The 19,724-nt window shown below is 40.1% G+C and carries 16 protein-coding genes; 4 read left to right on the forward strand and 12 right to left on the reverse strand.

Annotated elements, in window-relative coordinates:
• Positions 1-29: 29 nt before the first annotated feature.
• Together ND6B_RS02325 and ND6B_RS02320 are read right to left on the reverse strand one after the other, a co-directional pair.
• Entirely contained in the window at positions 30-1,847 is a 1,818-nt protein-coding gene (locus ND6B_RS02325; protein WP_033104191.1) for an Lnb N-terminal periplasmic domain-containing protein, read from the reverse strand.
• Positions 1,848-1,886: 39 nt separating this feature from the next.
• Positions 1,887-2,354 (reverse strand): DUF3015 family protein, encoded by a 468-nt coding sequence (locus ND6B_RS02320; protein ID WP_008115277.1) that lies wholly within the window; start codon positions 2,352-2,354, stop codon positions 1,887-1,889.
• Positions 2,355-2,671: 317 nt separating this feature from the next.
• Here ND6B_RS02320 and ND6B_RS02315 point away from each other — a divergent pair, with 317 nt between their 5' ends.
• A complete protein-coding gene (locus ND6B_RS02315; RefSeq protein WP_008114027.1) occupies positions 2,672-3,973 on the forward strand; it encodes a DEAD/DEAH box helicase in 1,302 nt (433 codons plus the stop codon).
• Positions 3,974-4,002: 29 nt separating this feature from the next.
• Here the strand turns inward: ND6B_RS02315 and ND6B_RS02310 are convergent, their stop codons facing one another.
• Together ND6B_RS02310 and ND6B_RS02305 are read right to left on the reverse strand one after the other, a co-directional pair.
• Positions 4,003-5,508, reverse strand: a complete 1,506-nt coding sequence (locus ND6B_RS02310; RefSeq protein WP_033104192.1) for an amidase family protein — start codon at positions 5,506-5,508, stop codon at positions 4,003-4,005.
• Positions 5,509-5,600: 92 nt separating this feature from the next.
• Entirely contained in the window at positions 5,601-7,208 is a 1,608-nt protein-coding gene (locus ND6B_RS02305; RefSeq protein WP_033104237.1) for an NAD(P)/FAD-dependent oxidoreductase, read from the reverse strand.
• A gap of 188 nt (positions 7,209-7,396) precedes the next feature.
• Here ND6B_RS02305 and fdxA point away from each other — a divergent pair, with 188 nt between their 5' ends.
• On the forward strand, positions 7,397-7,720 hold the full coding sequence (gene fdxA / locus ND6B_RS02300) for a ferredoxin FdxA (protein WP_008114035.1): 324 nt from the start codon (positions 7,397-7,399) through the stop codon (positions 7,718-7,720).
• Positions 7,721-7,861: 141 nt separating this feature from the next.
• Positions 7,862-10,108 (forward strand): carbohydrate binding family 9 domain-containing protein, encoded by a 2,247-nt coding sequence (locus tag ND6B_RS02295; protein WP_033104193.1) that lies wholly within the window; start codon positions 7,862-7,864, stop codon positions 10,106-10,108.
• A gap of 352 nt (positions 10,109-10,460) precedes the next feature.
• Here ND6B_RS02295 and ND6B_RS02290 read toward each other — a convergent pair whose 3' ends face one another.
• From ND6B_RS02290 to ND6B_RS02260, 7 genes are all read right to left on the reverse strand, one after another.
• On the reverse strand, positions 10,461-11,165 hold the full coding sequence (locus tag ND6B_RS02290) for a TorF family putative porin (RefSeq protein ID WP_033104194.1): 705 nt from the start codon (positions 11,163-11,165) through the stop codon (positions 10,461-10,463).
• Between the two features lie 8 nt (positions 11,166-11,173).
• Positions 11,174-12,391 carry a BCCT family transporter gene (locus ND6B_RS02285; protein ID WP_033104195.1) on the reverse strand — a complete coding sequence of 406 codons (1,218 nt, stop codon included), beginning with the start codon at positions 12,389-12,391 and terminating at the stop codon, positions 11,174-11,176.
• A 166-nt stretch (positions 12,392-12,557) separates the two neighbouring features.
• On the reverse strand, positions 12,558-14,225 hold the full coding sequence (betA, locus tag ND6B_RS02280) for a choline dehydrogenase (RefSeq protein WP_033104196.1): 1,668 nt from the start codon (positions 14,223-14,225) through the stop codon (positions 12,558-12,560).
• A gap of 9 nt (positions 14,226-14,234) precedes the next feature.
• Positions 14,235-15,698, reverse strand: a complete 1,464-nt coding sequence (gene betB, locus ND6B_RS02275) for a betaine-aldehyde dehydrogenase (protein WP_033104238.1) — start codon at positions 15,696-15,698, stop codon at positions 14,235-14,237.
• A 1-nt stretch (position 15,699) separates the two neighbouring features.
• Positions 15,700-16,275: a transcriptional regulator BetI gene (gene betI / locus ND6B_RS02270; protein ID WP_081844589.1), complete on the reverse strand. Its 576-nt coding sequence runs from the start codon at positions 16,273-16,275 to the stop codon at positions 15,700-15,702.
• Between the two features lie 438 nt (positions 16,276-16,713).
• Positions 16,714-17,016: a hypothetical protein gene (locus tag ND6B_RS02265; protein WP_051686682.1), complete on the reverse strand. Its 303-nt coding sequence runs from the start codon at positions 17,014-17,016 to the stop codon at positions 16,714-16,716.
• On the reverse strand, positions 17,016-17,273 hold the full coding sequence (locus ND6B_RS02260; RefSeq protein WP_033104197.1) for a DUF3081 domain-containing protein: 258 nt from the start codon (positions 17,271-17,273) through the stop codon (positions 17,016-17,018). The genes ND6B_RS02265 and ND6B_RS02260 overlap by 1 nt, the downstream gene beginning before the upstream one ends.
• Positions 17,274-17,419: 146 nt before the next feature.
• Here ND6B_RS02260 and ND6B_RS02255 point away from each other — a divergent pair, with 146 nt between their 5' ends.
• Positions 17,420-18,700, forward strand: a complete 1,281-nt coding sequence (locus tag ND6B_RS02255; protein ID WP_033104198.1) for a flavohemoglobin expression-modulating QEGLA motif protein — start codon at positions 17,420-17,422, stop codon at positions 18,698-18,700.
• Positions 18,701-18,914: 214 nt separating this feature from the next.
• On the opposite strand, the gene ND6B_RS02250 is transcribed toward ND6B_RS02255, so the two are convergent.
• Positions 18,915-19,718, reverse strand: coding sequence for a DUF1338 domain-containing protein (locus ND6B_RS02250; protein ID WP_033104199.1), 804 nt, complete (start codon positions 19,716-19,718; stop codon positions 18,915-18,917).
• Positions 19,719-19,724 lie beyond the last annotated feature (6 nt).

Below are 19,724 nucleotides of genomic sequence, written 5' to 3' on the forward strand. Positions count from 1 at the left end.
ACTGTATACACAGAGGCTGCTTTTTTATGTCACTGCCAATAGTAGTTGAGTTTAAGCTGCCACATAGCTGAATTAGCGCGAGTGACCGCTAATCTAATATCAATATCTTGGCTTAAAGGCACTGCCAGTTCTAGTTTGGTTTGCGCAGGGTTTTTGGCATTTAAGAATGACTTTTCGTAAGATGCTTTAAGTTTAATACCTGAGTCAGTACCAGTAATAATCCCCACTTCTACCGACGAATCATAAAAGTGGCTGTTTTTAGCTAAATCACCTAAATAACCATTAATTAAGCTATAGGCTAAGGTGTTGTTGCTAAATTGCCAAGCTTGTCCGGCTCCCCCCATAACAAAGCTACGTTTACAGGTTCTGCACAGTGCTGGTTGTCTGTCGAATCCAACATTAATTTTCCACGACCACTTAGATTCATTAGCCCAAGATAATTGGTTTGGATTGAATGACTCTAAATCTAATAAATGAACTTTGTTTATGTAAGTTTCGCCATTTGTAAACATCAGCTCGGTATCTAACATTTCTAAATTAGAAAAAGGAATGCGGGCAATATCAGAGGCAAGGATATCAAAATAGCTCAGCCTAAAACCCATAGTGTACTGTGTTTGCTCAGCCGTGTGCATCGCAGAAATTGAGCTGTTAGAGGGCTTTTGGCCTTTATGTGGTGGCTGCTGGGTAAATTGAAATTTAACTTTGTTTTCGCCCATTGGCAGCTTTAAGCGCGCTTTGATTAGCGCATTTTTTAACTCACTTATTTTTACTGGGGTTTGCTTTTGAATTTGTTTTACTTGTACGAGTTCAAATAAAGCCCCAATAATGGCTTTTTGAGACTGTACTGGCAAAGCTAAAAAAGATTTGCTTTTAAGTACTGCTGATTCAGCAAAGATTTGTTTAGCAAAGCTGAGCTCTTTTTCACTTAAAGATTGAACGTGCTTGGCAAATACAGTGTCGCGCGAGGGGGTAAATGTGATATTTTTAACCGCCGATTGGCCTTGGTAAGTGGCCGTGTTTAATCTTGAAAAAATAGTGGCTGGTATTACCCAAGGAGCGCCTTCGCTGGTTAGTTGATCGCCAATAACAAGTTCAATAATTTGCGCAAGATGAAATGCACAGTTTTCATCGGCAAAGTAATAATCAAATTCAGTGCCTAAAATTTCCCATAAGTGATTAGCAATAAAAACCACATCGCGCTCGTTTAGATTGAGGGTATATTCCCATAAATCTCTTAATTCTATTTCACCATAGTTGTGCTGGTGGCGATAAAACAATTGATCTGAAAAACCGGCTTTATAACCACCAAACAAGCCCTTGAGAATATACACCAAGCCGTTTTCATTATCTGGAACGTGTGCGCCATAGTTAATACTGTAATCTAATAATTTGTTTTTTGATTCGGTCGAGCGATTAAGTTTAAGTAATAAATGACCATATAACGATGCGGGATTACTCATATAACCAGATGCAAATACTAAACTAACAGAGTGAATTGCTTGTTGCTCTCGCCATTGCTTTAATTTTGGGCACTCTGCAGCTGGCATTGAAAAGGTTAAACCTTGCTCTTTGAGCCATTGGTAACGAGCAGGGTAGCGACATGGCATTGAGGGCAGGTTATTAAAAGCATGGATTGTTGCTTTTAATTCGGCAGCCGGATCAGTACGTCCGTTATCTGCAATAAAAAATGATGCGTTAGTAATATAACTGATGGTAGCTGGTTGGTTTTTGTAATGCCCTAATTTCAACCATATTGGGTGTTTGGCTAAAACAGAGATAGATTGCGTGGCAGAGCTTGAGAAAGAGATGAATAAAAAAGCACTAATTAAATAAAATAGAGGTTTCATTGTTTAACCAAAAAAAAGGGCTGTTAAGCCCTTTAATTATTAGATTGCAGCGCATTGAGATGAAAAGTTAGTTGTAATTTTACCTTCAACTAATTCATAAAATGCTTGTGCATTGTCTATTGGCGCGTTTGCGTAATCGTTACGTACCGAAGTGATAATTTGTTGATGTGCAGTTACATCACAACCACGTACGTTAAGCATTGCAGCGATATACTCGCCTTCACCCTGTGCTATTTCTTGTTCTAATACAGGAAAAGTTTGTTGAATAAACTGCGCTGTTTTTACGTTAGCGCCTTCACAACTTTCTACTGAAGAGATGTTAGAAGACACTGCAGTTGTGCCTAAATCCCAAATAATATTAGAAATTGCTGCAGCAACGCCATTATCTGGGAAAACCATCGCGCCAATACCACATTGTTGCCATGGGTTGATGCCACTTTTTGCTTGTGACGGCATTGAAACAAAAGCGCTTACTAATACCGCAGCAGTTAAACATCTTTTTATCATTATTAATTTCCTTTAATTTATATTCACCCAATAAAATGGGCGGGAAAGTGTACCTGCTTTTTTTATTTAAATGCAAATGGTTATGTAACACAATGTAAAAGAACGGTGTAAAGTTTATAAAATCGCAATAAAGAAGTGAATAAGCGAGGATTAATATTGCGAGTTAAAATCATTTAGCTAACTCAAACAGCGTCTGATAATAGCTAATTACCCCGCATTTTATAAATTAGTGGTTTCTGGTGTTTAAAACTAACTGTTTAAGCGATTTTACTGTATAATTTGCGACCCTTGATAATGTGGCCGCAGGTTATACAGCAATGAATTTTAAATCTTTTAGTTTTGCCCCTGAACTTATTCAGGCGTTAGACGAACTTAATTACCACACCCTTACGCCCATTCAGCGCGCAGCTATTCCGGCTGTTCGTAAAGGTAAAGACGTTTTAGCGAGTGCTCAAACCGGCACAGGTAAAACCGCTGCCTTTGCACTCCCTATTATCCAAAAGTTATTTGAGTCAGATAGCAGTACTACGAATGCGCCAAGCGCCTTAGTCCTTGCACCTACGCGTGAGCTTGCTGAGCAAATAGCGAATAACTTTAAAGACTTTGCTAAGTACACTTCGCTAAAAGTAGTGAGTTTATTTGGTGGTGTTAATACTGCAGGACAAGAAATTGCACTCAAAGAAGGTGTGGATATTGTAGTAGCAACACCAGGGCGTTTACTTGATCATATTCGTTTAGGTAACTTAAGCCTTGCCCAAGTAAAACACTTAGTACTTGATGAAGCTGACCGTATGCTCGATATGGGCTTTATTAATGACATGCAAAGCGTGATAAAAAGCTGTGCTGATGAGCGTCAAATCTTATTGTTTTCAGCAACTTTCCCAGCAGCAATTAAACAATTTGCCTCTAAAGTGCTAAAGCAACCTGAAATTGTGCGTGTTGATCAAACTAACAGCACCGCAAGCACAGTACAACACGTGGTTTACCCGGTAGAAGAGCGCCGTAAGCAAGAGTTACTTTCTGAGCTAATTGGTAAGAAAAACTGGCAGCAAGTGCTGGTGTTTGTAAACATGAAAGAAACCGCAGATGAGCTAGTCACTGAGCTTAACCTAGACGGTATCCCAGCGGCAGTGTGTCATGGTGATAAATCGCAGGGTAACCGTCGTCGTGCGTTACGTGAATTCAAAGAAGGCAAAGTACGCGTTCTAGTTGCAACAGAAGTTGCAGCACGTGGTATTGATATTGACGGTTTACCGCGCGTTATTAATATTGATTTACCTTGGCTTGCTGAAGATTACGTACACCGCATTGGCCGTACAGGCCGTGCTGGTAACCAAGGACAAGCAATTTCGTTTGTTAGCCGCGAAGAAGAAAATATGTTGTTTGAAATTGAAACCTTAATTGGTCAAAAAATTAAACGTGTTTACTTAGAAGGTTACGAAGTAAGTAATCGTGAAGTACTGATTGATAAAATTGGTAAAAAGCCAGCGCATTTACGCCGCACCCGTGCTAATAAGCCATCAGGCCAAGCTACCGGTGAAGCGAGAGCGAAGAACCGTTCGCGTATTTCTAATGTACGTAAAAGCTTAAAAGGCGAAAAGCTATCACTTAAAAAGTAAGATAGCTAAGCCATTAAAAAAACCTGAGTTTACTCAGGTTTTTTTATGCCTAATACATTATCGATAATAGCAGCGTACGCATAAGCAGCCGCTTCAGCATTTTGATTAGCAATAACCGACAATCCAACCGGTAAGTGGCTTACTTTACCAACCGGTAAAGTAATATGAGTCGTCCCTGAAATGGCAGGCAATGAACTACTACTGCCTTTAAAGTTATCGCCGTTAATTAAATCGGTTTTCCATGCCGGCGAAACGGTGGGGGCAATTACAATATCGAGCTTATTATTGCTGTATAAATTGCTAATAGCGCGGTTTGCAAGTGCTTGATATCGCGCTTTGGTTTTCTGATATTGTTGTTTCTCACTCAAATCAACCGCGTTGGCTTGTTGTAAAATATCTTGCTCAAAGTAGGGCATTTCCTGCTGTTTATTTGCGCTATTAAATGCGATTAACTCATCTAAACTTTTTACGGCTACCTGTGCTGGTGTTTGGCTTAAATAGTGATTAATTTCGGCTTTAAAGTCGTAAAGCAAGATGGCGTATTCATCAACGTAAAGTGTGCTTAAATCATCTTTTACTTCAACATTGACAACGGTATGACCTGCGTCTTTTAATGCTTGTAGCTGTTTAGCGTAAAGTTTTTGTGTTTCCACAGTAAACTTACTGGCAGGTAGCGCACCTATTTTCAGTGACGGCTTAGGCGCTATACTATCAAGCTTTCTATTTACGTTGAGTGTTGATACATCATTAGGGTCTTCCCCTTGAATGACGGACAATACCGCGAGTGCATCTATTAAAGAATGTGCCATGGGGCCTACCGAATCTTGGCTACTAGAAAGTGGGATCACGCCTGCGCGCGAAACTTGTCCCATACTGGGTTTAATGGCGTACACCCCATTAACAGATGCAGGGCAGGTAATTGAGCCGTCTGTTTCTGTGCCCAGCGCAATAGGTGCAAAATTTAAAGCAACCGCGACAGCAGAGCCCGAGCTTGAACCACACGGATTACGCGTTACATCATGGGCGTTATGGGTTTGCCCACCTATTGCACTCCAACCAGATGACGAATACGATGAGCGAAAATTAGCCCATTCACTTAAGTTCGCTTTGCCTAAAATAATAGCGCCTGCTTGGCGTAATTGTTTAACCACAAAGGCATCTTTATTGGTAATGTTATTTTTAAGTGCTAATGAGCCCGCTGTAGTGGGTAATGTACCTGTTGTTTCAATGTTATCTTTTAGTAATACCGCAATACCATGTAAAGGGCCTGCCCATTTTCCGGCTTTAAACAATGCATCGAGTTGTTTGGCTTGTTCAATTGCAGTGGGCTCAATACTAATTACTGCATTATATTTAGGATTGAGCGCGTTTATTCTGTCGATATAAGTGCGGGTAAGCTGTTCAGCCGTGGTGGTGTTATTTTTATAGGCATTGTGAATGTCACTAATGGTTTTAAGCTCTGTATTGTTAGTCGCTGCGTGTAAGTTAGTTATTGTACAAACACATAAGGTTAAAAGTAGCCGTTTTATACTCATTGTTATTATCTATTTTATGGAAACACAGGTTATTTTTAGCACAAAAAAACCTCACATTGTGAGGTTTTTCGATAAAGGTCGATTAAATCGAGTTAGGCGTTTTCTAACATCGATAACGCAACCGCCTCTGCGGCTTTAATACCATCAATACCCGCTGATAAAATACCACCCGCATAACCCGCGCCTTCACCTGCAGGGTAAAGCCCTTTAGTATTAATACTTTGGAAGGTTTTATCGCGCTTGATACTTATTGGTGATGAAGTACGCGTTTCTACCCCAGTGAGTAAGCCATCATTAGTTGAAAAACCACGAATTTGCTTGTTAAAGGCTGGAATTGCTTCACGCAAGGCTTCAATCGCAAAAGGAGGTAATACGTTGCTCAAATCAGTCAGTTTTATGCCCGGCGTATACGAAGGCTGTACATCGCCTAAATTAGCCGATGATTTACCTTTTAAAAAGTCGCCAATAAGCTGTGCAGGGGCATCGTAGTTTTTACCACCAAGTTCATAGGCTTGCTCTTCTAGTTTACGCTGTAAATCAATGCCGGCTAGGGGATGCCCAGGGAAGTCTTTTTCTGGCGAAATACCCACTACAATAGCGCTGTTAGCATTACGTTCACTACGTGAATATTGGCTCATGCCATTGGTGACGACTCGGCCTTCTTCAGATGTTGCGGCAACTACTGTGCCGCCAGGGCACATACAAAAGCTATATACAGTACGGCCGTTATTACAATGGTGTACTAATTTGTAATCTGCAGAGCCTAAAATAGGGTTACCCGCATTATCGCCAAAGCGGCATTCATCAATCATTGATTGCTTATGTTCTATTCTAAAGCCCACTGAAAAGGGTTTAGCTTCAACATAAATGCCTTTATCGTGGATCATTTTAAACGTATCGCGGGCACTGTGGCCAACCGCTAATATCACATGGCGAGTTTCGAGCTGTTCACCATTAGAAAGCGTAAGCCCAGTCACTTGGCCGTTGTCTGAATGGATATCGTCAACGCGCGTGCTAAAACGAATTTCTCCACCAAGTTCAATAATACGTGCACGCATTTTTTCAATCATGGTTACCAGTTTAAAGGTACCAATATGCGGCTTACTCACGTATAAAATTTCTTCAGGAGCGCCGGCCTCTACAAACTCAGTAATGACTTTACGACCATAATGTTTAGGGTCTTTTACTTGGCTGTAGAGCTTACCGTCTGAGAACGTGCCTGCGCCACCTTCACCAAACTGTACGTTTGATTCTGTATTAAGGGCCTTTTTACGCCAAAAGCCAAAGGTGTCTTTGGTGCGCTCACGCACTTCTTTACCGCGCTCTAAAATAATTGGGTTAAAGCCCATTTGTGCCAACACTAAACCGGCAAATAAGCCACAAGGGCCAAAGCCAATTACCACAGGGCGTTCTTTAATACTGCTATTGGCGTGCGCTACAAATTTGTAGTTGGTGTCAGGGGAGACTTTAACGTGTTGGTCTTTTTCAAACGAGGTTAACAGTTGTGCTTCGTTATCCACTTCAACATCAAGCGTGTAAATCAGTAAAATGGCGCTTTTTTTACGTGCATCGTAACCGCGTTTAAACACATTGTAGCTGTGTAGCTGCTCTGGGCTTATATTTAATTTATTGATGATGGCTTGGCCAATGGCATTTTCGTCATGGTCAAGCGGCAGCTTTATTTCGGTTAAACGTATCATTAATATCTCTTTAGGTGTCATAGCGGGGATTAAATTCCGCTCACAATAAGGGGTGTGCACAAAGCGCTGATTTATAAGCGCCATATGTTACGTTAAATTGCCCACTTTTGGCACTTATTTATTGTGTTTTGGTAAGGGTTGGGTATGATCCGCAGCTGTTATTGTGAAACATTAGGTATTAAACCATTATGGCGTTTGTAGTCACCGAAAATTGTATAAAATGTAAGTACACTGATTGCGTATCAGTATGCCCTGCAGATGCATTTTTTGAAGGTCCTAATTTTTTGGCTATTAGTCCTATTGACTGTATTGACTGTGGTTTATGCGTACCTGAGTGTGCCGCTGATGCTATTTTTCAAGAAGATGAATTACCTGAATCGCAAAAAGAGTTTACCCAATTAAATGCGGAGCTAGCAGAAATATGGCCACGCATCACCCAAGTTAAACCCGCCCCGGAAGATGCCGATAGCTGGAATGGTGTGGCTAATAAATTAAAACTTCTCGACACATAATCATTCCACTTCGTTGTGTATTAGTTTTTTGTTAATTTTATTGCAAATAATAGCGCGCAACTATTAACAAATGTACCTGTATAATTTACACTCCTGAGCAAAGTTTACTTTTAACAAGTAAATAAACCTAAATGGATGTTTATGCAGTACTTTATACCTATAAAAATAACAACATTGCTGTTTTTTATCAGCTTCAGCCTCGGTTTAACTCTCAGCCCTAATGCACTTGCCGATAAGCTTAATTATCAACTCGCGCACATTAATAAAAATATTGATGTAGATGGCGTGCTTAACGAGCCACATTGGCAACAAGCAACACATGTTGCGGTAAATTACCAAGATGAGCCGAATGAAAAAGGCACACCGCCAGTAAAAACAGATGCATACCTTTATGACGATGGTCATAATTTATATGTGGCGTTTGTAGCTTATGACCCCGATCCGAGTAAAATTCGCGCGGCGCTTCGTGACAGAGATACCCTCTGGCAAGATGATACTGTCGGTTTGGTGATTGATACCTTTAACGATGAACGTACAGGCTATGAGTTTTATGTAAACCCACTGGGCGCTCAAGGTGACCTTCGCATGACGGATACCGATGAATGGGTGTCAGACTTATCGTGGGATGCCATTTGGGACAGTGCCGGTACCATAAACGAGCAAGGTTACGTAGTTGAAATGCGTATTCCGTTTAAAGCGCTGCGATTTGCGCAAAATAAAGATCAATCTACCTGGGGTTTTGCTGTAATGCGAAACTATCAGCGTGATGTGTTGTATCAATTATCAAGCACAGGCTTTGACCGTGATATTAAATGTAGTTTATGTCAGTTTGACAAAATAAGCGGATTTAATAATTTAGCACCAAGTAAAAACCTGCAATTAACGCCAACATTAACCGCACTGAGAAACGATCAAAAAACACAAGTACCTGGTGCGTGGGATAATGGCGATGTAGACACTGAGGTTGGGCTTGATCTTCGTTGGGGGGTTACCAAAGATGCAGTAATTAATGCCACCATAAATCCAGACTTTTCTCAGGTAGAAACCGATTCGTTAGAACTGGATGTAAACACCACTTACTCTATTTATTACGCTGAAAAGCGTCCGTTTTTCTTAGATGGCGCGTCTTATTTTAAAAGTAATTTATTTGAACTCCTTTATACACGTACCATAGCTGAGCCAAATATTGGCGCCAAGCTCACCGGTAAAACCGACAGTCACAGTTATGCGCTGATGTTTGCAGATGACGATAACAGTAATATTTTATTGCCAAGTAACCAAGGCTCGGGCTTTGCTAACTTAAATGATAAAACCAAAGCGGCGGTGGCGCGTTATCAATATGATATTGGCCAACAAGGCACTATTGGTGTTACTTCAACGCATCGCGAAAGTAGCGACTACCATAATACGGTGCTATCGGTTGATGGCAGCTATTGGTTTAATCAGTCAGATACGCTCAATTATCAAATAGCGAATGCTGATACCAATAACTCGCCGTTTTTAGTTGATAACTACAATTTAGCAGACACTCAATCGGATATGGCGTATGCATTAAAGCTGACTCGCGATAAGCGCGATTATAAGCTTTACGCTACCTATGACAATATTGGTGAGGATTACCGTACCGACTTAGGTTATCAAGAAAAGGTAGACTACGAAAAAGTAGGCTTTGGTGGCGGTCAAACTTGGTATGGTGATGAGCATGACATGCTAACAACCTGGTCATACACCGCCGATTGGGATAAAACCTGGGCGCAGAATGGCGAGTTACTTGAAGAAGAATACGAAGGTTACATGACCTTTCAAGGTCAAAAGCAGTCTGTATTTGAGCTGGGTTTGTTAAATCGCTATGAAAATTATAACGGCAAGTTTTATAACCAAAATATTGGTTATTTTTATACGGCTTTTAGACCGTCAAAAGATCTGAGATTATCGTTATATGCCGAATATGCAAGCCGTATAGATTACACTAATGAGCAGCTAGGCGATGTTTTAACCACACAATCGCAGGCTGTTTGGGATATTAATAACCATTGGCAGGTCGATGTTAGGCATAATTATAGCCATTTAGATGATTACCAAGGGCGACGTGTTTTTACCGCAAACCTTATTGATTTTAGGCTTTATTATAAGTTTAGTATGCGCGCTATGCTTAAACTGATTTTACAGTTTGAAGATATAGACAGAAATGAAGATGCTTATTTTTATCAGGTTAGCGAAATCAACAAAGATTACGGTAGTCAGCTGGTGTACTCATACAAAATTAACGCACAAACCTTATTTTACTTAGGGTATTCAGATAAAGGTTATCAGGATGACTCGTTAAAAAGCATTGAGCGAGACCAACGTACTTTCTTTACTAAAGTCAGTTATGCGTGGCAATTATAACGCTATAAATAATATAAAAGTAAGATTTTGCTAGGCAATAAAAAAACACGCTAACCAGTAGCGTGTTTTTTTATATTTACTAGGGTCTGTTGACCTTTGTGGATTGAAATTTGTTCAAACTAGGGGGTGTTTAATCGCGGCGCGAGGTTTGTAACCTAGTGGGCTAAGTAAAAACCGAGCAACAAAGAGTAAATCGCCCCTAGGAAGAACCCTTTGGGCATCGCCTGTTTGGCATTAATGCTATGTTATCGCCTATTTATGGGGAATAACACTACATAGGCTCTGCTTTGCCTAAATACCAAACAGGCTGCTGCAAATTCAATCTTAAAAGTACAACAGACCCTGCTAACTATTACAAATCAAATGTACGTGAGATAGCAAGTACAATTCGCTCATCTGCGTAATCGTAATCTAGGCTGGTATTCTCAGCAGCCACTTCAATGCCAAACCCTTCATAGCTCGTTTGGTATGCTAAGCGGTAGTGATAATACGATTTGTCGCCCTTAGCTTCATCCCATTGGAACTTATTGCCATCGAGTGAGTTTGAAATATCAAAGCTGGCACGAATCGCATGATTTGGCGCAAGCTCGTAAGTGTGCGCAATCATAGAAATCACATGGCCAGTATCGTAGCCAAAGTAATCCCAGCTGTACCAAAAGTTAAGCTCTGTTTGGCCGTAGTCACTGGCGTAACCAAATTTAGTATACGCTTCTGCGTAGTTACCATCGCTGTTATTACCTTGGTAAGTGTAATAAGCAATACCGTAATCCAGGCTTACTTGTTCGTTTAACTGAATGTATCGGCCTACGTAAGCATCTAGTTCAAAGTCGGTGTCATCACCAAAATCTACGTTTGATGCCCATACACCGGCATAAACACCGTTATCATACGCGTAGTCAAGGCTTGCTTGTAGTGCCGGATCGTTATCTGTTTGTGATACACCATTAAAGGTGTAATCAGATGCAGCCGTAATCGTTGTTGACCAGTTAGCCGCTGCCGTTGTTGATAAAACAGTTAATGGTAAAGCGATAAAAAGTTGTTTTAATTTATTGTTCATGTGATTTCCTAGCTGATAGTTTCTATTTTTGTGTAATCAATTTTATTCGCTTTAGGCGATCCTTCGATATTGCTGACTGTTTTAAGTTTGCTGTACGCAATAAAACCAATGCAAATAAAGAATAACCCTATAACTAAAGTACCAACCCACTGAATTTGCAAAAACTCAAGTTTAAATAACAGTGTTAATAATGATAAAGCGACGACATTCATGGCAATATACTTAAATTTACCAAAGCGTTTTACAGTTAAGTTTAAATTATCTGTGTATAGACGGATCAGGGAATCGAGCGAATTAATAACAAACACAATACCTACAAACACCATGGCAAAGTTTTTAATGCCTGCAGTTGGAATGCCCGCTTCGTGGTAGTGATATAACACACTGAACCAGGTAGCGATTGGTATTGACGGGAAAATTAACATAGCGCCGAGTACTTGATAGGTTTTTAAACCACCCACAAAACGTGATGTAAACTGGCCAATCATAATGCTCCACGCAAACCACCAAAATAGGTAAAACTCATGGTAATCATTCAGTGGTAATACAAACTCATTGATGTTGGCAAAGTAATTACCAATTAATCCGATGTTTTTAGTAAATGCAGAGAGTTCACTGTCGCCAAATAAGAAGGCATCAGCCCACATAAAGCCAATTAGGGCTATAAACAACCAAGTAGTTGCTATACTTAAAAAGCGTACATATTTAATATCGGTACTTGAATACACCGCAAAGCAAATAGCGGCAAGCACGATTAAGTAAAACGCAGGAATAACATTTGAGCCATCACCGAGTTCAGGTAAATACCACGGCAAGTTACTCAGTAATAAGTAAGCGGTAAACGCACAAGTACCAATAATGACCACGTTGTTTAAAAACTTAACCCATGGAATTTCAAAAAACTTCACTTTGGGTTCTATTACACAGAAATAAAAGCACGTAAGAAAATAAAATCCCCAAATTAAAAATCCCCAATAACCAAACTCAATTGAGAGAGGATTGGCAAATGCATATTCTGGGCTTGCTTTTATGTCTGCATAACCGGCAAATTCGGTTAAAGGAAACATAATAAGGCCAACGTCTAGGCCTGAGGTAAACAGGATTGCTATAAAAGTGAATGTTCTCACTGGTGTGACGCCTACTACGCGTACATTGCCCCATTTAATTAAAATAGTAACAATGGCAAGTAAGGTGAAAATAATGCCTGCATTAAGCCAAATAGTCATTATCGCCCTCCCAGAATGAATAAAAATAACACATATATACTCCGTTTTTTATTGTGCTTGCATTAACACAGGCATAACCTATTTATGCTTGTGAGCCACTGCAAGGCGCATAAAGGCACTCCTTAAAGCATTTTGCTTAAAAGAGTGGCCTTTATGGCAGGCTAAATTAAAGGGTTTTATTTCGTTGTGTAGTTTGCCAATTAGAGGCATTCACAACATCAACTCCTGTATGAGTTAAGGGATTATTACCTAAAATAATGTCAGCGGCTTTTTCGGCCACCATAATTGTAGGGGCATTCAAATTACCATTAGGTATGGTTGGAAAAATCGACGAGTCAACTACACGCAAGCTTTGCATGCCATGCACTTGGGTATTTGAGTTAACTACAGCCATGTCGTCTTCACCCATTTTACAAGAGCAAGAAGGGTGGTAAGCACTTTCCACTGCTTGGCGAACAAAGGCATCAATTTGCTCATCAGTTTGAACTTGTTGCCCTGGTTGAATTTCTTCACCACGAAACTCGTCAAAGGCAGGTTGTTCAATAATTTCACGCGTTAAACGTACGCACGCCCTAAAGCCTTCAATGTCGTCTTGATGCTCAAGATAATTAAACACAATCTTTGGCGGCTGCGTCGGATCAGCTGAGGCAATAGTGACACTGCCACGACTTTTAGGTTTGTTATGACCTACATGCACTTGAAAACCATGCCCTGCAAAAGCACTGCGTCCATCATAACGCATCGCTGCCGGTAAAAAGTGATACTGAATATCTGGCCACTCTACACCGGGTTTTGAGCGAATAAAGGCACACGATTCAAAGTGATTAGTTGAGCCTAAACCTTTTCGAGTAAGCAGCCATTTTGCACCAATTAAACCTTTAGAAAACAAGCCTAATTTACCGTTTAAGGTAATGGGTTGTTTACACTTATATTGAAAGTAAAACTCTAAATGGTCTTGCAAGTTTTGACCAACACCTGGTAGGTGATGTTTTACTTCAACACCTGCTTTTTCAAGTATTTGTGTATCACCAATACCTGACAGTTGTAACAGATGAGGTGAACCGATAGAGCCCGCACTTAAAATAACCTCTTTACTTGCTTTGGCTGTTTTAACTGCGCCATTGAGTTTGTATTCAACACCGGTTGCTTTTTTACCGTCTAAAATAACGCGCTGCGCAAGTGCACCGGTTACAATTGTTAGATTACTGCGATGCTTAATCGGATCTAAATATTCACGAGAGGCTGAGCTGCGCACACCGTTTTTAACGGTCATGTGCATAGGGCCAAAGCCTTCTTGTTGAGCACTATTATAATCAGCTGTAGTGGCATAACCCGCTTGAGCACCAGCATCAATAAAGGCGCTATACAAAGGGTTTTCCATGTTATTACCGTTATTAACGCCAAGGGGGCCTTTTCCACCACGATGGCTGTTTTCACCTAGATAAAAGCTTTCTGCTTTTTTAAAATACGGTAAACAGGCTTGATAATCCCAGCCATTAGCGCCATGTTGCTGCCATTCATCAAAATCTTTAGCATGGCCACGTACATACACCATGCCATTAATAGATGATGAGCCGCCAAGCACTTTACCGCGTGGGCAGTGCATTTCACGGTTATCTAAGTACTTTTCTGGCTGCGTATGAAATTGCCACGCATACTTATCGGTATTCATTGGAATCGACAGAGCAGTGGGCATTTTAATAAAGATGCTTTTATCGCTGCCGCCGGTTTCAAGTAACAATACCTTGTTACTTGAATCTTCAGACAAGCGATTTGCTAACACACAGCCTGCCGAGCCCGCGCCTACAATAATATAATCAAAAGAGTGGTTCATAATGATTCCTTAAAATGGGCTTTCTATGTCAGCCATACCAACATAAACAGACTTAGTTTGCGTGTAATGATCAAGCGTTTGTATGCCGTTTTCGCGGCCGATACCTGATTGCTTATAGCCACCTACAGGCATTTCTGCCGGCGAGTTACCGTAAGCATTGATCCAACAAATACCCGCTTGTAGCTGATGAATAACGCGATGAGCACGTTTAATGTCGCTAGTGAATACGCCAGCAGCTAAACCTAAGTGAGTGCCGTTAGCACGTGCAATTACATCATCTTCGTCATCAAATACTAAAACGCTCATTACTGGGCCAAAAATTTCTTCTTTAACAATCGTCATCTCATCGTTGCAATCAACAAATACGGTTGGCGCTACAAAATAACCATTTGGCGCAGATGCTGGTGAAAGCGTTGAACCACCCGTTAATAATGTTGCACCTTCTTTAAGGCCTTTGTCGATGTAACTCATCACTAAATCTTGATGCTTTTTAGAAATAAGCGCGCCAAAGTTAGTGTTTAAATCTTGTGGATCGCCGGCAATAATATTGTTTTCGGTGCGAGTTTTAAGCTCATCAATAAACTGCTGGTACACATTTTTGTGAACATAGATACGAGTGCAATTAGTACAAATTTCACCTTGGGTATAAAAGTTCCCTAACATTGCCGCGCTTACTGCTTGCTCAATGTTGGCGTCATCAAATACTAATAATGGCGATTTACCACCTAGTTCCATAGTCACATCTTTTAATGTACCTGCAGCACTGGCGACAACTTTTTTACCGGTACCTACTTCACCTGTAAACGATACTTTTTCAATATCTTGGTGTGCAGTAAGCCATTGGCCTACTTCACTCGCGCCTTGAACTACATTGAATACGCCAGCGGGTACACCTGCTTCAATAAACACCTCGGCTAATTTAATTGCGCCAAGCGGGGTTTCTTCTGAAGGTTTAAAAATAAATGCATTACCTGCTGCAAGGGCAGGGCCAGACTTCCAACATGCAATTTGTAATGGGTAGTTCCATGCACCAATACCAGCACAAATACCTAAAGGCTCTTTGCGTGTGTAGTAAAAGTCATCGCCAACCATTTGTTGTTGACCAACTTGTGCAGGGGCAAGGCCTGCAAAATATTCAATTACATCTGCACCTGTTTCAACATCTACGCAGTTAGCTTCTTGCATTGGTTTACCGGTATCGAGCACTTCAACTAGTGCAAGCTCATCATTACGCTTGCGTAAAATAGCAACGGCGTTTAATAAAATACGGCTGCGCTCAATAGGGGTCATGGCTGACCAAACTTTAAAGCCTTGTTTTGCACTTTCAATTGCTGCGTTTTGAACGTATTCATCGGCAACTTCAACGGCATAAATTACTTGGCCGGTTGCAGGATTTACTACATCAAATGTTTCGCCGCTTTTGTTTGCAAGGAATTGACCGTTGATAAAGTTTTGATAGATAGGTGTAGTCACGTTAGGCTCCATATTGCTTGATAAGTGAATGCACGTAGTTTTTAGCCAGTGATTCACTGTGTTTAAACTGATTTTCGTCTGATTGGCTTAATACGGCTCGTAGCCATAAACCATCGATCATTGCTGCGGTTAACTCTGCCGCGAGATTTGCTTGCGCTAAAGGCATTAATTGCTTAAATGAAACGGTTAAATTGCTTTGCAAGCGTTTGCTGTTTACATTTTGTAAACGATGAAGTTCCTTATCGTGCATTGATTGCGCCCAAAAACTTAACCACGTCCGAGTGGTGTCTTTTCGTTGTTGTACTAGCGCAAAGTTTGATTCAACAATAAACATTAACCTTTGAGTTGCTGTGGTATTTTCATTAACCTTACTAATTAAGTCGTCTTTCAAGTTCGAGAGTAAGTAACGCACAGTTGCTTCAATTAGCCCCTGTTTCCCACCAAAGTAATGGCTAATTATGCCTGATGACATCCCCGCATTTTTACTAATACTATTGATCGTAGTCGCCTGTAATCCTTTTTGAGCAACTGACTCTATAGTCGCGTCAATTAGCTGCTGACGCCTTACAGGTTCCATTCCAACTTTAGGCATAATTTTTATTAATTGATCGTTCAATAAAGATAAGCTTAAGGTAATAGCTCTAACAATTCAAGGTTCGTGCAAATGGTGAGTGTCTGAAATGTGGATAAATAATTAATAAAATAAGTCTAAAATGAAGTTATATTAACAAGCTGGATTTTTATAAAATATCATTTAATAACAATTTGTTACGCATGTTTTTTTGATTGCCCTTTTCGGTGTAATTATTTGTTTACATAATTGTTGAAACTTTTAGTGATTTATTTATTAGTGTGATAACTATTAGAGTACTAATTGTATTTTTTGTGGGCAGGTTACTTTAAAAAGCGGTAAGGCGAGTTTGTGGGAAGATCCAAGAAAAAAGATTTAGGAAGTGAAATATGAGATTAATTTACAGAAATGTTAACTTAGTGAAGAGATAAATAAAGACGCTGTTTAGGTTTCAACAACGCCTTTAAAGAGCAAAGGATAACGTCTTAAACGGTTGCCAATATAATCGTCAGCCATAATCTGCTCACAAATTTCGTCGATGTTATCAGTAGCTTCAAACACCCAATCAAAACGTTCAATCGCGAGCAAAAAACCGCGCTTTAAATGCGTTTGCGCCCGGTAATAAGCAAGGTTGTTTTTGATGAGTTGCAGTTTTTCAGGCTCTGCTTTTAATTGCGCGATAACTTGGTTAATAAACTGCAAATTGCGCGAACTGGTTGGTCTGTTTCGTCGGTGTGTTGAACGCATTACTCTTCGTTAGCTATGTTGTAAAGTTTTTTCAAAAAGTCGTCTTTGTGTTTGTCATGTTCATAATCAAGGTGATAAGTATTATGAAACCCAAAGCGAAGTAAAACACCACTGCCTTGTAAATAGACGGTATAGCCATCTATGTCAGAATATGCAGTGATCCCTTGATAAAACTTACCTTCTTCTGTGGTTTCCCCGCGTTGTTGGATACGTTCGTATACCGCTAGAATTTGTTTATTATCGATTTCATTTTTCATTGTTTGTCCCTTTTATTTAATCACTTATACGCTATAGAAGTGAGGGTCGATCATCATAAAAACAATAGCCTAAAAATTATGATATTGCTTTGTTATTTTTCATTTATAAATTATGCTCAAAGTTCACTTTTTGTTGAGCTTTTACCATGATAGACAAAGCGTTACTTTTGAAAACTCGTGAATTATCCGACCAACTCATTGCATTGCAAACACCCATTAGAATACTCGATGCAATTAATTGGGATAAACAAATTAAAGAGGAATTTTTTAGACAAAAATGTCAAAAAAACCCTTTAATTGACCGTGCTTATTATCAACAGCGCGATTTAGGGTTTGTTCCTAGCGAGTTGCGCCAAGCATTTTCAACACTGCATCGTAATATTATTAATCAGTTGGGGCAATTAAACCCAATTGCACAATATATGGGTAAAATGTGTACCGAATATAAAACGGTTCTGAGCATGCTTGAATACCGCGGTACTGCCGAATTTCACGACTTATCAGTAGAGCTATTTGGTCATCCTAAAGATTTGTTTCATGCTGGTGAGCCCTCGCTATCAGAATTGGCAAATATGCTCGAACAGCCTTTAAAAAATTTACTTGCAGCGGATATTTTGCCTGAAGATCCCAAAAATATTGATGCCAGCGACGCGGTGCGAATTTTGTCTGAACAGGTCAATGCCAGCATGCCGGGAATAAACGTAGAAGTGATGCTAAGTGATGGTATAGTCAGCGATGCGGCAGCAGGTGCCAATAATATTAAGCTCAATCAAGATGTTAAGTTTTCTCAGCGCGAATTAGATATTTTAGAAGTGCACGAGGGCTGGATCCATGTAGGCACCACTCAAAATGGCTTAGCGCAACCTTATTTAACTTGCTTGAGTAAAGGCACACCAAGCTCTACGGTGACCCAAGAGGGGCTTGCAGTACTGACGGAAATTATTACTCTTAAATCAACACCACGTCGCTTATCCAAATTAGTAAACCGTATTCAAGCGGTGACGAAAGTGATTGATGGTGCTGAGTTTATCGATATTTACCGAGATTACGTTGCTCAAGGTTTATCAAAAGACGACAGCTATACCCTTGCACAGCGCGTTTTTAGAGGCAGTACCGCAACCGGCTTACCGTTTACCAAAGATATTGCTTACATAAAAGGCTTTGTTTTAGTTTACAACTTAATTAGGGTGGCGATACAGCTTGGTCGAATTGATCAGTTGCCATTATTGCTGGTGGGTAAAATATCAATTGATGACTTTAGATTAATATCGCAATTGCATGACTTAGGTGTCATTGAAAATCCGCAATTTGTGCCGCCTCATTTTAAAGATTTAAGAGGCCTTGCTACGTGGCTCAGCTTTGGTCGATTTATTGGCGATTTGTCTTTTGAACAATTAGAAAATGACTATAAGCCGTTGTTTTTATAATTTTAAAAAGGAAAGCGGCTCCTTTTTTAGCAAAAAAACGCAGTGGGAATAAGCAACTGCGTTTAAGTTTACACACATAAGCCTGCATGCCCATAAGGGGGCAATTGATTATTCTCATTTTTTATTGTTTTATCGATACATAAAATTGTTTTAAACCATTCATTAGGCATAAAAAAAGCCCAAAAGTGGGCTTTTTAAATTCAACACATTTTGGTTATCGTGCGTTGGTGCTTTCAAATATTTTGTCTGCAGAGGCAGCGACAAAACCGGTGTAAATTTCACCGTCAGGTTTTGGATAACGAATAGCAAACTCGTAAAAACAGCTAGGTATGCGCATATCGCCATCGCTAAAGGTTACGGCGTACTCATCAGCTAATGTTGATGATTGCTCTAATAGCACCTCTGGTGAGCCTTTTACTTCGCCTCCTGAGGTATTAAGTGAAAAACCTGCATCTTTAAGAGCTTGGTTTACATCATGGATGTTATCAAACTTAGCTAAGGTATTAATGTTCACGGTGAAGTGATTGGCACGATAACCCCACGCAGACATCCACGCCGCATATTCGCTCTCTGCTAATAGCTTTTTGTAAGTATCAGTGCTTACTTGCCAATGTGTACCTGAATATAAAAAGTTATCGGCAGTCACCGCACTTTCGTCAATTTGTGCAACCATATCAGTAACAATTGCTTGAAGCTCAGGCGAGCATTTTTCAACTAATAACTCAGAAATAAACACTTTAGGTTGCGTTGGATCGCTGTGCTCGTAGTGCTTAGCGTAGAGTTTTTTTGCTTCAAAATGGTACTCACCAAATTCTTTGTAGCCAATGGCTAAAAAGTGTGCAGCTAGTTTTTCAAGGCCTACTTTTTCAATATTAAAAGTACGCAGCGCAATATGATCGTTGATTATGTCGTCTTTTTGCGTTGAGCCTAATAGGTCATGAATTTTGTCAGCCGATGGCGTTACGCTTAGGTAGTTTTGCCACAGGTTATCAAATAATGTGTTTACATCAGTATGCATGGTAAA

It is taken from the genome of Pseudoalteromonas sp. ND6B (assembly GCF_000764215.1).
Classification (GTDB): Bacteria; Pseudomonadota; Gammaproteobacteria; order Enterobacterales; family Alteromonadaceae; genus Pseudoalteromonas; species Pseudoalteromonas tetraodonis.